This is a genomic window from Simplicispira piscis (assembly GCF_054783455.1).
This window is the reverse complement of record NZ_BAAGQN010000033.1, coordinates 102,268-116,666: the sequence shown is the minus strand read 5'-3', so window position 1 is coordinate 116,666 and position 14,399 is coordinate 102,268. Positions and strand designations below refer to the sequence as shown.

Sequence of the window (14,399 nt, the reverse complement as noted above, 5' to 3'; positions counted from 1 at the left end):
CCCCCTTTGCCATCAACTCAGCACATCGGCCATGGCGTTGCAACTCTCTTGCAATGTCGCGGCTTCAAACATGTCTTGCTGCAAAAACCCGACCATGGCGGGCTGCAGGCGGATCGCCTCATCCAGCAAGGGGTCAGAGCCACTCATATAGGCCCCCACTTGCACCAGATCACGGCTCTTCTGGTAGCGTGAATAGATGGCACGAAACTGTCGTGCCACCTCAAAATGCTCTCGCGAAACCACGTTGTGCATGACCCGAGAGGCCGATTGCTCAATATCAATGGCCGGAAAATGCCCCGTCTCGGCCAACGCCCGGGACAACACGATATGCCCATCCAGAATGGCCCGCGCAGCGTCGGCAATGGGATCTTGCTGGTCGTCGCCTTCAGACAGCACGGTATAAAAAGCGGTAATGGAGCCCACGCCATGCAGGCCATTACCACTGCGCTCTACCAGCTGGGGCAACTTGGCAAAGCACGATGGCGGATAGCCTTTGGTGGCAGGCGGCTCGCCGATGGCCAAGGCAATTTCACGCTGGGCCATTGCATACCGGGTGAGGGAATCCATCAGCAGCAAGACATGCTTGCCCTTGTCACGAAAATGCTCGGCCACCGCCGTGGCATAAGCGGCACCCTGCATGCGCAAAAGCGGCGGGGCATCGGCCGGTGCGGCCACCACTACGGCACGGCCACGGTCCTGGGCACCCAGAATGTCTTCGACAAATTCTTTGACTTCGCGGCCCCGTTCACCAATCAAACCCACCACAATCACATCGGCCTGCGTGTAGCGCGCCATCATGCCCAGCAACACGCTTTTACCCACGCCTGATCCGGCAAAAAGGCCCAGCCGCTGCCCACGCCCCACGGTCAGCAGGGCATTAATGGCGCGCACACCCGTATCCATGGGTTCGCGCACCGGGTCGCGATCCATGGCATTGATTTGCCGCCGGTCCATGGCCTCAGCCACAACATCCTGCAAGGGGCCGCCATGGTCCAGAGGAATTCCCTGGGCATCGACCACGCGCCCCAGCAAGCCCTCGCCTATGGGCACACGCAAGCTACCAACCCGGTTGTGCGCACGCCAGACACCTGCATCGTCCAGACGGGGTACCGGTGCATACGGCACCGTGGGCACCACGCTGGCCCCGTTGGAGAGACCATGGATATCGCCTGCAGGCATCAGGAACGCACGATCCCCCGAAAAACCGACCACTTCAGCCAACACCGGATCATGGCCAGCCTGCTGCACCAGGCACTGCGATCCCACAGGAACGCGGATACCCACCGCTTCCAGCACCAATCCTGTGAGCCGCGTCAGTGTCCCGTATGTCTCCAGGGCATGTGGCTGCGAAACGCTGCGCTGCGCATCGGCCAGGTAGCGCGACCAGGGCGATGTCGTGTCAGTGGTCGTCGTCATGCGCGCTTTCCTCCCAGACTGACGCCAGGCCCAGGGGGGCGATAGCACGCTGCCAACGCTTTTCCAGCGTGCCATCGACCACCATGCCGGCCTGCTCTGCAACACAGCCGCCCGGTGGAACGGCGGCATCGGCCACCCACTGCACGGATGTCGCTGCCAGTTGCTGCGCCAAGGCGTCGGCCACCAGGGCATGGTCTTGCGGATGCAGCCGCACGGTTGCAGGGCGCCCATCGGCGACCAGCATGCCCAACGCTTCCTGTACGACGGGCTTGAGCACCAGCGGGTTGCAGCGCAGTTCCTGCCGAACCACCTGGCGCGCAATCTCGCAAGACAGCTCCAGCACCTCCTGCGCCATGTTCTGCTGCAGGTCTTGCGAGCGCGCCTGCAGGGTTTGCACCAGCGCATCGAGCCGCTGGGCCGCCTCCAGGCCTTGCCCTGCGATGTAGTCATCCAGGCGCTGTTGCCACTGCAGCGCAGCTTGGGCGGAGCCTTGCTCCTGACCCTTTGCAAACGCTTCTGCGCAGGCCTGCTCCAGCAACTCCTGCCGTGCAGCCTCTTCCAATTCCACATCCACTTCGACCTGGGCCTCTGCCTCGGGCACTTCCACAACGGCATCGGTGCCATCGACGGCACCAAAATGCCACTGGGTCACATCGCCCACTTCCTCGCTCGGAATAAAGCGGGCATAGAGACGGTTTTTAGACGAATGCGTCGTCACCACTGCCTCCAATCACGATCTGGCCTTCATCCGACAAACGCCGAACGGTCTTCAGAATTTCCTTCTGTTGCGCCTCCACCTCGGACAGGCGCATGGGTCCGCGCGACTCCAAATCTTCGCGCAGGGCTTCGGCCGCGCGGGTCGACATGTTCGACAGGAAGCGCTCGCGCAACTCGGGCACCGCACCTTTGAGCGCGACGATGAGGGTCTCCGATGCAATTTCTTTGAGCACCGTCTGGATGGCACGGTCGTCGAGCTTGGCTACGTCGTCGAACACAAACATCTTGTCCATGATCTTCTGGGCCAGGTCAGGGTCGTGACTGCGGATCGACTCCAGCACGACCGCATCGACGTTCGAGGTCAGCATGTTGATGATCTCGGCCGCAGCCTTCACGCCACCGAGCGACGCCTTGCGAATCTTGTCGCCGCCCGCCAGCACCTTGAAGAGCACCTCGTTGAGATCCTTGAGCGCCGTGGGCTGAATGCCCTCCAGCGTGGCAACGCGCAGCAAAATTTCGCTGCGCTGGCGATCCGTAAACTGCATGAGCACCCCGGCAGATTGCTCGTGGTCCAGGTGTACAAGAATTGCTGCCACGATTTGTGGATGCTCATTGCGCAGCAGCTCTGCTACAGAGAGCGGATCCATCCATTTCAGGCTTTCGATGCCCGAAACATCGCCACCCTGCAGAATGCGGTCAATCAGCAAACCTGCTTTGTCATCGCCCAGCGCCCGCCTGAGCACCGCACGCACGTAGTTGCCGGTATCCGACACCAACAGGCTTTGTGCCGCCGCAGCGTTAGAAAACTTGCTGACGACTTCGTCCACCTTTTCGCGGGACACGCTGCGCATATGGGCAATGGTCTCCCCCAGCTTCTGCACTTCTTTAGGTGACAGATGCTTGAATACCTCGGCGGCTTCCTCCTCGCCAAGAGACATCAAAAAAATCGCGGCGTCGTTGAGACCCTGATCGTCCATGGTGCTTCTTGCCGTTCAGTCTGCGGGTCACCCGCCGATATCGCCGTTGACCCAGTTTTTCACAATATTGGCCACTGCCATCGGATTTTGGCGCACCAACGCACGTGCGTCTTCCAGCCGCTGCTGCTCTGGCGTCACTGGCTGGGGCTCGCCATCTCTGGCCGGTGCGGGCAGCGCCGGGCGCTGCATGGTCTCGGCCTCCAGCGCATCGAGCTGGGCACCGGCCATCGGAATGGCGCGCGGTTTGCCGAGCGTTTTGAGTGCAGGGCGCACCAGGCCCAGCAGAACCAGCGCGGCAAACAAGGACATGCCCACAGGCCAGGCAAAGCTGCGTGCCAACTCAATGGTCTCAGGCTGCTTCCACAGCGGAGTATTGTCGGCAGCGGGCGCATCCATGCGGAATTGCGCATTCATCAGGTTGACCGAGTCGCCCCGCTCTTTATTGAAACCGATGGTCTCGCGCACCAGCGCCGTCATCTGCTCCATCTGCTCCGGGGTCAGCGCTTTGGTAACGGCCTTGCCTTTTTCTTCCGCCGACTGGTAGTTGACCACCACGGCGGCGCTCACGCGCTTGACAGCCCAATTGTTGCCCCGCACCACACGCACGGTCTTGTCCACCTCGTAGTTGGTGGTGGATTCACGTTTGGCGACGCCCTTTTCACTTCCCAGCTGACCCGCCGCCGCAGGTGCCGGGTTGGCGCCATTGATGGGCGCCGCCGATGGAGCAGGGGGCTGGTTCGCCACGGCCCCCGCCACACCGCCGACTTGTGCACTGGCGGTTTCTTTGTTTTCAAGCACCTGCTGACTGCGGATAGCAGCAGCATCCGGCGTTTGATTGGGCCGGTATTGCTCCGAGGTAGATTCGGTCTGACTGAAATCCAGCTCCGCCGTAACCTGCGCCTTGACATTGTCGCGGCCCACCACCGGCTCCAGAATATCCATGATCCGGCGGGTGTACTGCTGCTCGATCTGCTGAACATATTGCAACTGCTGCGCATCGACACCGTTGCTCGCGCCGCCATCGGGCGATTGCGACAACAACTTACCCGTGTCATCCAGCACGCTGACAGCCGAAGGTGCCAGTTCAGAAACACTGGAAGCCACCAGGTGCACGATACCTGCCAACTGTGCGCGGTCGAGAAAACGGCCGGGGTACAGACTGACCAGGATGGAGGCCGAGGGCTTCTGCTGTTCACGGAAAAACCCGTTTTGATTGGGCAGTGCCAAGTGCACACGCGCACTTTGTACCGATGACAGCGCCTGGATGGACCGCGTCAGCTCGCCTTCCAGACCCCGCTGAAAATTGAGCCGCTCCTGGAACTGCGTCATGCCAAAGCGATTGGCTTCCATCAGCTCAAAGCCTGAAATCGATCCCTTGGGCAACCCCTGGGAGGCCAAGCGCAGGCGCACATCGTGCACCCGGTCCGAAGGAACCAGAATTGCACCGCCACCGTCAGCGTGCTTGTAGGGCACATTCATTTGAGACAGCTGCGCCACGATAGCGCCGCCATCCTTGTCCGACAAATTCGAGAAAAGCACCCGATAGTCGGGCTGGCGCCCCAGCACCACCGCGGCCAGGGCAGCGGCGACCAGCAGCACCACACCCACACCCAGCCGCATGCGCTGCGCCCGATCCAGGGCGGACAGCCGCTGCAGCCACGTGGGGCTAGCGGGGGGGGTCAAGGGAGCTTCGACAACTGCGGACATCTTGCTTTCCAGTATGGCAGGCCCGGCGACGATCCTGGCGTGGTGTCGATTATTCGGGCGCGCACCCCACCATGTTCGCTGGATAAGCCGCGCATTTGACCATCAATTCCCCCGGATGATCGCCCCCATCCCCCACTAGGATTGCGCCATCCCCCATTCCCACCGGACACTGCCATGGATCTTCGCATTTCAAGCTCTCCCGCCCCGCTGGCGGGCGTCGGCCTGGCGCGCCGTGCCGCAGCACCTTCCATTGAAACCAAAGACGCAGGCTTCTCAGGCGCCCTCAAGGGCGCACTGCAATCGGTCAGTGCGGCGCAAAACAACTCCGCCAACCTGCAGAAGGAAGTGCAGCTGGAAAACCCCTCGGTCAGCCTGGAAGAAACCATGGTGGCCATCCAGAAAGCGCAAATCGGCTTCCAGGCCACCATGCATGTGCGCAATCGCATGGTGCAGGCTTATACCGACATCATGAACATGCAGGTGTAAACCGCAAAACTGCTATCTAAAAAAGAGCTACCCGCGCTTGATAGACAAGCAATTCAAATACAAAAACCCCTAGATTTCAATTAAATCAAGCGCCAAAAGCTCACAAAACAATAGCATCAAAAACGAAGCCCCGCTATGCGGGGCTTCGTTTTTGGGCACCACTCTCAGTGCATCATCTGCGGCTGGCCTTCAAACATATGTTCAAACTGCGCCAGCCACGGCTCGGCCAGGCAGCGAATCTGCGCATCGTTGCGCAGGATGCGCTGCATGATCACCGTTTTTTCCTTGCGCTGCTCGGGCAGCAACTCATGCTCTTGGGCCTTGTAGCGCAGCTCTTCGATCAGCACGGCACAGGCCCCTTCGTAGCGCACCACACCATCCCAATCCCGGGCTTGGGCGGCTTCCAGCATCTTGCAGCTGCTGTCTTCGATGGCTTTGTAATAATCGATCAGGGTGGACATGGGTCAAGCCTCCTGCAGCGCAGCGCGCGCCGAATTGGCCACCTCGTCGGTACTGCCCGTCGGCTTGCGGATTTCACTCCACCCCTGGGCTACGGGCTCGATCAGGCGCTGCACTTCGAGCAACATGGCATCGTCATTGCGCGCATTGGCCAAAATCAAACGACGCATGCAGTAGTCATACAGATTGCCAAGATTGACAGCCAGTTCACCGCCCTCATCGCGATCGAGCGCAGTGTTCAACCCCTCATCAATAATGCGAATTGCCTTGGCGACCGAATTGCACTTGAGCAAAACATCGCCCCGTGCCAGTGCGCCGCGTGCTGTGGCAATGGCACTGATAGTGCCCTGCAACAACAGACTGACGAGCTGGTGCTGGTCGATGGTGTGCATGCTGGTTTCAACATTGATGCGCTGGTACGCATTGGCTGCGCGGGGAGAGTGGGCGCTGAACATGCTGGGCTTCCTTGCAGAGAGATAAGTGATTTATCGGCGCTTCAGAACAAAACTGTAGCGCCCTTCCCTCATTCCTTCGACTTGTTCCAGGCCGTCACCTGCTGACCAATGTAAGCATTGAGCGCATTGAGGCTAGCGAGCTGGGTATCGAGCGCGCTATAGCGCCGGTTCAACTGCACCTCAACGGCCTGCGCACGCTCGGCGACACGGCCTTGATCCTTGGCGTTGCGGTCCAGGCTGAGCTGCAGGGTGGCATCCTTGGCCTTGAAGAAACCATCGGTGGACAACAGGCTGGTCGTCAACGCCTTGATCTTGACCGCAATCCCCTGGGCCGAACCCGACTCGGTGCTGCGGAACATGTTCTTGACTTCATCGGGTTTTTCTAGCGCCTTGGCCAACTTGGACGAATCGACAGCCAGATTACCGCCAAGTTGCTGCGTAATCCCCACATCAGCGAGCCGCTGGAAGGCCGAAGAAGCCGTGGAAATGGACTGCACAGCGCTGCGCAAGGCATTTTGCAGGCCAATGGCTGTCGAATCCCCCTGAAACAGCCCGGCCTTCTTCGTCGTACCGTCATACTTGGTGGCATCGCTGAGCAGCTCGTTGATGGCGTTGTACGCAGCCACAAAGTCATCAATATTCTTGGTCAACGCGCTATTGTCCTTGGCCACGGTGATATCCACCGCCGCCGTAGTTTCCGCCTCCGCCTTGAAGGTCACCCCCGACACGGTATTGGCAAAGGTATTGGTGGCCGATGTCACGGGCAGACCATTGACTGTGGCGCGCGCATTCAGCCCCGCCTGGGTGACCGTGCTGCCCGCGACCAGGCGCGAGAGCCCGCTAACATCGTCATTCACGCCATCGGTGTCGGTCACGCTCAGGCGAAACCCGGCTTCTTCACCGGTGTTCTTGCTGCGCAGCAGCAAGCGCTGACCCGACGCATCACTGAGCACCGTGGCCGTCACGCCGGCATTGGCCCCGTTGATCTTGCTGGCCACATCCATCACCGTGTCTGTGGCCGTAATGTCGATGTCCACCGGCATACCGGCACCCGGCGTGAAAGAAGCTGGGGATACGCTCCACTGTCCTAGCTCCAGCCGCAAGGTGCCCGCCCCCAAGGCTCCGCCCACCGGGAGCAGACTGGCCGAAGCCGTGGCCTGCGCCTTGGCCAAACCCTGCACCTCCACGCTGAAAGTGGTGGGCAGGGTACCCCCCACCGCGCTGGCCGAAACGGCAGCATTGTTGGACGACGTGGCGGACACAGCATTCCAGCCGGTCACGCTGGTCAGCTTGCCGACGGCATCCGCCAGGGTGGACACCAGGGATTTGATCTGGCCAAAAGCCGAAATCTTGGTCTGCACCGTGGCGGCCTGGAGCTTGAGCTTGTCCAGTGGCTGCCTTTCAATGTCAACGAGCTGCTTGACGATCGACTTGACGTCCAGACCACTGCCGATACCGGGCGATGAAATCGTTGCCATACCAAACCCCTTTCAAATGCAGCGGAAATTATGTCGCCAAACGCGCCGCGTGAACCGCTGTATTCACACCCGTAAACCCGCCAGTTCCTGCGGCCCTGGCGAATGCAGGCCAGAAAGCCAAAGGGCGGCGGCAGTGTGACTGCCGCCGCCTGGCTTCCGAGCGAGGCGCACTGCGCCTCGCATTGCACCGATTGATCAGCGCAGCAGAGCCAGAACACCCTGCGGCAGCTGGTTGGCCTGCGCCACCATGGCGGTACCGGCCTGCTGCAGAATCTGGGCGCGGGACAGGTTGGCGGTTTCTGCAGCAAAGTCGGCGTCCAGAATACGGCTGCGCGAGGAAGACAGATTCTCCGACGTCACTTGCAGGTTGTTGATCGACGTTTCGAAACGCGACTGCAGAGCACCCAGCTTGGCTCGCTCACCGTTGATAAAGCCCAGGGCCGAGTCCACGGTCTTGAGCGCATCAGTCGCATTGTTGAAGGAAGTTACATCAAGGTCTGACACCTTGCGCAGCGTGGAAGCCGTCACGCCCGTAGCGCCCAATGCGGTCGTGGTGGTGGCGTTGGTACTGTAGGACTTATCGGAATCCAGAGTGATGTAGCCGCCCGTGACCACGGCATCATTAGAACTGGCGGCTGTTGTGTTGTCCAGCGCCTGCGTACCACCCGCCGTGATGACGGCACCCGTCGTATCACGTGCCAGCTTTTGCACTGTGGTCACCCCTGCATTGACCGCACCACCATCGCCCACCAGGATGTTGTTGCCCGAGGTATTGCTCAGGACGATGCCTGTACCCGCACTGTTGAGCTGCGCCACAATACCCGTTTTGGACGATTTTTCATTGATCGCAGACACCGCGTTCGACAGGCCATCGGCACCGGTGGTCGCACTGATCGAGAACGAAACCGTTTCGTTGGTGCTGTTGTCCGAACGCAGGGTCAGGCTGTAAGCACCGGCTGTGCCAAAGGTCACCTGTGCTTCGCTGCGCGCCGTGGCGGTCACGCCCGTGCTTTGCGTCTGCAGGTTGATGGCATCGGCCGTGATCTTGGCCGAGTCGTTGGCTGTCACTGTAATATTTTTGCTGCCCAGCGAGCCGTTGATGGCCAGCGTGCCACCCACCACGCCATTGGTATTGAAAGCAGTAGCCTGCGAACTGGCGGCCTGGGCTGCTGCACCAGAACCCACGACTTGGTTGTTGCCGTACTGGTTGGTGCGCAGGTTGCCTGTAGCGGCCACAATGGTCTGGTTGGCGTTGGCACCCACCTGGAACTGCTGCGTACCGAAGGTGCCGTCGAGCAGCTTGGCGCCGTTGAATTCGGTGGTTTGCGAGATGCGGTCGAGCTCGGAGACGAGTTGCGAGACTTCCTGCTGCAGCGCCTGGCGGTCGCCTGCGCTGTTGGAGGCGTTGGCCGACTGCACCGCCAGTTCACGCACCCGTTGCAGGATGTCGCCGGACGCCTTGAGCGCGCCTTCTGCCGTTTGTGCCAACGAGATGCCATCACCCGCGTTGCGCACGGCCTGGTTCAAACCGCGGATCTGGCTGGTGAAGCGTTCGGAAATGGCCAAACCAGCGGCATCGTCTTTGGCGCTGTTGATGCGCAGACCAGAGGAAAGGCGCTGAATCGAGGTATTGAGCGAAGTTTGGCTCATGCCCAGATTGCGCTGGGCAGTAAGCGATGCGACGTTGGTATTGATGGTAGCTGCCATGACGATCTCCAATAAAGAACTGACTGAATATGGCGTTGCCGCCAAGGGTCGCCAGGCGAATCCACCTGGCCAAACAGTTCACAGCGCCTCCATGGCCTTCTGGTGAACGGCGGGCGTTTACCTCCCGTTGCAATTGTTTTCGGACGGTGCGCGGAAAACTTTAGGCATGAACTTGCAAGTAGTTCGGTTTTTCCAGCGCTTATCCACCCACTGCAGGCATAAGACCTTGCCCACAATGAGCCCATCGTTCCCGTCGTGTCTGCCGGACGGTGTTTTTCCAACCGGCGCAGATGTTTATTTTCAGCCTCAAGGAGCCCCTCCATGGCCGCCACGATCAACACCAACGTCAGTTCACTCACCGCACAGCGCAATCTGGGCATGAGCCAGGCCTCGCTCAACACCTCGATTCAGCGCCTTTCCTCTGGTCTGCGCATCAACAGCGCCAAAGACGATGCCGCTGGTTTGGCCATTTCCGAACGCTTCACCAGCCAGATCCGCGGTTTGAACCAGGCAGCGCGCAATGCCAATGACGGAATTTCCCTGGCCCAGGTGGCGGAAGGGGCCATGAAGGCTGCGGGCGACATCCTACAGCGGGTGCGTGAACTGGCGGTGCAGTCGGCCAATGCCTCCAACAGCCCGGGCGACCGCCAGGCGCTGCAGCAGGAAGTGACGCAGCTCGTCTCCGAGCTCGACCGCATCTCGCAAACCACCGAATTCAACGGCGCCAAGCTGCTCGACGGCACCTTCGGTACGCAGCAGTTCCAGGTGGGTGCCAACGCCAACCAGACCATTGTGGCCGCCACGGCCAACCTACGCACCAACCAGTACGGCAACAACCAGGTGGTCGGCTCAGGTGCAACAGCCCAGGCCGCCAGCACGCAGGCCACGGCTTTCGGCACCAATGGTGTGGTGGGCGGCACGCTGGCCATCAACGGCTCGCTGGGCAGCAAGAACATCACGGTCGTGGATAACGATACGGCCAAAATCACGGCCGACGCTATCAACCTGCAGACGCAAAGCACGGGCGTGACCGCCACGGCCCGCACTGAGGCACAAGTGACCTTTGGCACGGCCGGCGCTTACAGCCTGACCCTGCGTTCGGACAACAGCACCAACGAAACAGTTTCGTTCTCGATCAGTGCGATTTCTGGCGCCGATGGCCTGTCAAGCGCAGTTTCCGCCATCAACGAAAAATCATCCAAGACGGGCATCATTGCCCAGCTCAACAGCACGGGCACCGGCGTGATCCTGAGCAACAATACGGGCAACAATATTCTGGTGGGCGACGGTGGGGCAACAAACGGTGGCGTCGCCACTGTTCAAAAAATGTCTCGTGACGCTGCTGGTGCGCCCGCCACGGTGGGCACCGCACAGGCGCTGGCCAATGGTACAGAGGCGGATGCCGTGGTAACCGGTGGCTACATCACCCTTGATTCCGACAAGTCCTATAGTGCCAATGCCACCACAACCACCGCCCTGGGCGCCACGGGCGTGACGGCTTCCACGTTGCGCAAGGTGTCAGATCTGGATGTGACATCCTTCAACAAGGCAACCGACGCACTCAAGACCGTGGACTCGGCACTGAGCTTCATCAGTGGCGAACGCGCCAAGCTCGGCGCTTTGCAGTCGCGCTTTGAAACATCGATCGCCAGCCTGAACATCACCTCTGAAAACCTTACGGCTTCGCGCTCGCGTATCCTGGACGCAGACTTTGCCGCAGAAACCGCCAATCTCTCGCGCGCCCAGATCCTGCAGCAGGCCGGTACCGCCATGGTGGCGCAGGCCAACCAGATACCGCAAGGCGTTCTGGCACTGCTGAAATAAGCATCAGCACGCCAGGGCGGCGGCGGTTGACTAAAACAGACTCACTTCTCAAGATACCGCCACCGTGAACACGTCCAAGACCGACCAGGAATCAGCCCGCCTGCAGGCCGCCCTGTCCGCATCCGACTGGCCTCTTCTGAACCGGCTTTGTAGACAGGCCCTGCGCAAAAACAGCCGCAACCTGGCGGCGCACCGGCTACTGGGCTATGCACTGACACAACAGCGCCAGACCGAAGACGCGGTCAAGGTGTTCCGTCAGGCGCTTGCACAATGGCCCGATGACCCGGAGCTGCTGATCAATTTTGGCAACCTTTACGTAGAGCAGGCCCTTTACAGCGACGCCTTGCCGCTACTGCAAAAGGTATGCGAACTGCGGCCTGCGCAGGTCGTGTGCTGGATCAAACTGTCACAGTGCTGTTATTTTCTGAACCGGCACGACGAAGGATTTCGCGCTAGCCAGAAGGCTGCGGCCCTGGCCCGCAACGATGAAGAGCGCGTGGCCGCGCTGATGCAAAGCGCCATCCAGCGGCGCGAACTGGGTCAAGTGCGCGAAGCCGTGCAAGACTGCGACACCGCCATCGCGCTGCAGCCGCACAACGTCGGCAACTACACCAACAAATTGCTGTTCATGCTGGCCGATCCACAGCGTGACGCCCACGACCTGCACCAGACGGCCTGCCAGTTCGCCGCCGTGTTCGAGGCGCCCCAGCGCAAGCACTGGCCTGCCTTTACAGAACGCGACCGTTCCCCGTGGCGGCGCCTGAAAATCGGCTTTGTATCCCCCGATCTGCGCGACCACGCGGTAATGTATTTTGTCGAGGGCCTGCTGGCCCAGCTCGACCGCAGGCAATTTGAAGTGTTCGCGTTTTTCCTATACCCACGCGGCGATACCGTGACTGAGCGCGTACAGCGCCATGTCGACCATTTCATCCACCTCACCCAGTGCACGCCCGCCCAACAGGCGGCTGCCATTCGGGCGCAGGACATCGACATCGTTATCGACCTGGCAGGCCACACAGGCCACAACGCTTTGCTGGCCCTGGCCAGCAAACCTGCGCCTATCCAGGTGTCCTGGCTGGGCTATCCGGCCACCACGGGGCTGACCGCCATGGATTACCGGTTCACCGACGAGGTGACCGACCCCGCCGACGCGCAAGACCAGTACTCAGAGCAACTCTACCGACTGCCGACCTTTTTTTGCTGCTACCGGCCCATGCTGCGCAACCCGCTTTGGCGCTACCAACCCGCCTATGCGGTGCGCCCCACTCCGGCGCTGGCCACGGGGCACATCACGTTTGGATCGTGCAACAACCTGGGAAAAATCACCGACGAAGTGCTGGCGCTTTGGGGCGAAGTGCTGCGCACGGTGCCAGGGTCGCACCTGCTGATCGAAGGCAAAAACCTTGGCAACGAGGAATTTGCCAAAAGCTACCGCGCACGCTGCCAGTCGCTGGGGATAGACACGGATCGCCTTGAACTGGTGGGGCTGGATCGCACAAACCAATACCTCACCTACCACCTCATCGACATCGCACTCGACCCGTTTCCGCTCACCGGGGGCACCACCACCTTTGACGTGCTCTGGATGGGCGTGCCCATCGTCTCCATGGTCGGCGCAAGCTTCAAGAGCCGCATGGGCACAGGCATCCTCCACTGCCTGGACCGCGCCGAATGGCTGGCCGAGACACCAGAGGACTATGTGCGCATCGCCCAGGGTCTGGCGGCCGATGTACAGGCCCTCAACACCTTGCGCCTGGGTCTGCGCGATGCCATGGAGTCTTCTGCGCTGATGCGCGAGGATCTTTTCAACCACAGCATGGGAGAAGGGCTGCGTGCCATGTGGCTGCAATGGGCTGCCCGCATGCAGCACCCCAACGCACCCGAAGCCCAGACACAGGCGATCCAGGACTGGCTGCCCCAGTTGCCCGAAGAATGGAGCCACCCCCCCGTGCCGGGTGTGGGCCTGGAGCCTGGCCAACGGGTCGGCCTGCAGCAAGCCCACCAGCGCTTGCAGAACCTGGTGGAAAAAGCCAAGACCGCCCCGCCTCCTTCACTCAAAGACGCTGTGGGGATGCAGATCACGGACAGCCACTGGATCGCCGTAACCGAACTGGCAGAAACCGTGCTCAGCGCTGCACCCCACGATCCGCTAGCCCTGGCCTGCCTGGCCGAGGTAGAGCACGCCCATGGCCACACGGAATTTGCAGTGACTTATCTGCAACATGCCACGCAGGCGATGGGCCTGGGCTCCGATGCAACCACCTGACGCCAGGGCGCCACGGCAGCAGATGCGCCCTGTCCACACAGTCGCTATAAATTAAATAGCTGCCAGTGCTTAACCGCCAAGCGCTAGAAACTATTTTTATCTATTTTTTATGGCCAGGGCTGGCCCATCACTCCTTGCGCCGCAAAAACCCATGCGGCGCGACCGTCACTTGCAGGCACCGTTCCATTTCGGTATCGACCTCGAACTCGGCGTGCCCGGCCAGCCACTGGTGCACGGCGGTCTTGGGGTTGTTGCCCACGTCCCAGGGGCGGTCGGCAAAGAACCTGGGCGGCATGTCTTCCACGAAGGTGTCGAACACCACACAATAGCTGCCAGGGGTGACCAGCGGTGCGTAGGCGTCGAGCTCGCCCAGCACATGGTCGTGCGTGTGCATGGAATCGAGGCATACCAACACCCGCTGGTAGCCCTGGGCAAAGTCGTGCACCTGCTGCACTACATCTGATGCAACGGCGGAGCCCTGGATCATGGCGATGCGGCTGGCCATGGGGTGGGATTCAATGGCGGCGCGGTTGTGGGCGCGGATGTCGATGTCCACACCGAGCACTTTGCGGCGCGAGACGCGCGGGTCGAGCGTGGTGCCCGCCTCGATGGCGTCACTCATGTCGAGCAGGGCCAGCAGCGAGGCGCTGAGCACCAGCGAGCCGCCATGTGCAATGCCGGTCTCGATGATGAGGTCCGGCCGCACGCGCCACACCAGCTCCTGCATGGCCACCATGTCCTGCGGGTACTGGATGATAGGTCGGCCCATCCAGTCGAAGTTGTAGACGTACTGCCGCCGCATGGACTCACGAAGCCAGTCACGGGACAGGGCCTGGAAGGCAATGTCTGAACCATAAGCATGTACGCGTGAAAGACGCTCTTGCTGGAATTGATCGACAGGGTTCAT

The 14,399-nt window shown here is 60.9% G+C and carries 12 protein-coding genes; 3 read left to right on the top strand and 9 right to left on the bottom strand.

Going from position 1 to position 14,399, the window contains the following annotated elements; all coding sequences use genetic code 11:
* Positions 1–12: 12 nt before the first annotated feature.
* The 4 genes from fliI to fliF are packed head-to-tail and all read right to left on the bottom strand — an operon-like array spanning position 13 to position 4,817.
* Positions 13–1,416 (bottom strand): flagellar protein export ATPase FliI, encoded by a 1,404-nt coding sequence (gene fliI / locus ACYVOC_RS18760; protein ID WP_461162771.1) that lies wholly within the window; start codon positions 1,414–1,416, stop codon positions 13–15.
* A complete protein-coding gene (locus tag ACYVOC_RS18755) occupies positions 1,400–2,134 on the bottom strand; it encodes a FliH/SctL family protein (protein WP_461162770.1) in 735 nt (244 codons plus the stop codon). Before ACYVOC_RS18755 ends, fliI begins: the two co-directional genes overlap by 17 nt.
* Positions 2,115–3,110, bottom strand: a complete 996-nt coding sequence (gene fliG, locus ACYVOC_RS18750; RefSeq protein WP_116004896.1) for a flagellar motor switch protein FliG — start codon at positions 3,108–3,110, stop codon at positions 2,115–2,117. Before fliG ends, ACYVOC_RS18755 begins: the two co-directional genes overlap by 20 nt.
* 27 nt (positions 3,111–3,137) lie before the next feature.
* Complete coding sequence (fliF, locus tag ACYVOC_RS18745; RefSeq protein WP_461162769.1) at positions 3,138–4,817, bottom strand: flagellar basal-body MS-ring/collar protein FliF; 1,680 nt, start codon at positions 4,815–4,817, stop codon at positions 3,138–3,140.
* Between the two features lie 174 nt (positions 4,818–4,991).
* Between fliF and fliE the strand changes: the two genes are divergently transcribed.
* Positions 4,992–5,303, top strand: a complete 312-nt coding sequence (gene fliE / locus ACYVOC_RS18740; protein ID WP_461162768.1) for a flagellar hook-basal body complex protein FliE — start codon at positions 4,992–4,994, stop codon at positions 5,301–5,303.
* A 164-nt stretch (positions 5,304–5,467) separates the two neighbouring features.
* On the opposite strand, the gene ACYVOC_RS18735 is transcribed toward fliE, so the two are convergent.
* The 4 genes from ACYVOC_RS18735 to ACYVOC_RS18720 form a co-directional block, all read right to left on the bottom strand.
* Positions 5,468–5,764, bottom strand: coding sequence for a flagellar protein FliT (locus ACYVOC_RS18735; protein ID WP_461162767.1), 297 nt, complete (start codon positions 5,762–5,764; stop codon positions 5,468–5,470).
* Positions 5,765–5,767: 3 nt separating this feature from the next.
* Entirely contained in the window at positions 5,768–6,217 is a 450-nt protein-coding gene (gene fliS / locus ACYVOC_RS18730) for a flagellar export chaperone FliS (RefSeq protein WP_461162766.1), read from the bottom strand.
* A gap of 68 nt (positions 6,218–6,285) precedes the next feature.
* On the bottom strand, positions 6,286–7,695 hold the full coding sequence (gene fliD, locus ACYVOC_RS18725) for a flagellar filament capping protein FliD (RefSeq protein WP_461162765.1): 1,410 nt from the start codon (positions 7,693–7,695) through the stop codon (positions 6,286–6,288).
* Positions 7,696–7,890: 195 nt separating this feature from the next.
* On the bottom strand, positions 7,891–9,402 hold the full coding sequence (locus tag ACYVOC_RS18720) for a flagellin N-terminal helical domain-containing protein (RefSeq protein ID WP_461162764.1): 1,512 nt from the start codon (positions 9,400–9,402) through the stop codon (positions 7,891–7,893).
* 321 nt (positions 9,403–9,723) lie between these two features.
* On the opposite strand from ACYVOC_RS18720, the gene ACYVOC_RS18715 reads away from it, so the two are divergent.
* Together ACYVOC_RS18715 and ACYVOC_RS18710 are read left to right on the top strand one after the other, a co-directional pair.
* A complete protein-coding gene (locus ACYVOC_RS18715; protein ID WP_461162763.1) occupies positions 9,724–11,226 on the top strand; it encodes a flagellin N-terminal helical domain-containing protein in 1,503 nt (500 codons plus the stop codon).
* A 64-nt stretch (positions 11,227–11,290) separates the two neighbouring features.
* A complete protein-coding gene (locus tag ACYVOC_RS18710) occupies positions 11,291–13,492 on the top strand; it encodes an O-linked N-acetylglucosamine transferase, SPINDLY family protein (RefSeq protein ID WP_461162762.1) in 2,202 nt (733 codons plus the stop codon).
* Positions 13,493–13,619: 127 nt separating this feature from the next.
* Here the strand turns inward: ACYVOC_RS18710 and ACYVOC_RS18705 are convergent, their stop codons facing one another.
* Entirely contained in the window at positions 13,620–14,399 is a 780-nt protein-coding gene (locus tag ACYVOC_RS18705; RefSeq protein ID WP_461162761.1) for a cephalosporin hydroxylase family protein, read from the bottom strand.

Bases quoted from the DNA above. Each gene is read 5' to 3' on its own strand.
- fliF (WP_461162769.1), bottom strand. From the start codon at position 4,817: ATGTCCGCAGTTGTCGAAGCTCCCTTGACCCCCCCCGCTAGCCCCACG.
- fliD (WP_461162765.1), bottom strand. From the start codon at position 7,695: ATGGCAACGATTTCATCGCCCGGTATCGGCAGTGGTCTGGACGTCAAG.
- ACYVOC_RS18735 (WP_461162767.1), bottom strand. From the start codon at position 5,764: ATGTCCACCCTGATCGATTATTACAAAGCCATCGAAGACAGCAGCTGC.
- fliI (WP_461162771.1), bottom strand. From the start codon at position 1,416: ATGACGACGACCACTGACACGACATCGCCCTGGTCGCGCTACCTGGCC.
- ACYVOC_RS18720 (WP_461162764.1), bottom strand. From the start codon at position 9,402: ATGGCAGCTACCATCAATACCAACGTCGCATCGCTTACTGCCCAGCGC.
- ACYVOC_RS18715 (WP_461162763.1), top strand. From the start codon at position 9,724: ATGGCCGCCACGATCAACACCAACGTCAGTTCACTCACCGCACAGCGC.
- fliE (WP_461162768.1), top strand. From the start codon at position 4,992: ATGGATCTTCGCATTTCAAGCTCTCCCGCCCCGCTGGCGGGCGTCGGC.
- ACYVOC_RS18705 (WP_461162761.1), bottom strand. From the start codon at position 14,399: ATGAACCCTGTCGATCAATTCCAGCAAGAGCGTCTTTCACGCGTACAT.
- fliS (WP_461162766.1), bottom strand. From the start codon at position 6,217: ATGTTCAGCGCCCACTCTCCCCGCGCAGCCAATGCGTACCAGCGCATC.
- fliG (WP_116004896.1), bottom strand. From the start codon at position 3,110: ATGGACGATCAGGGTCTCAACGACGCCGCGATTTTTTTGATGTCTCTT.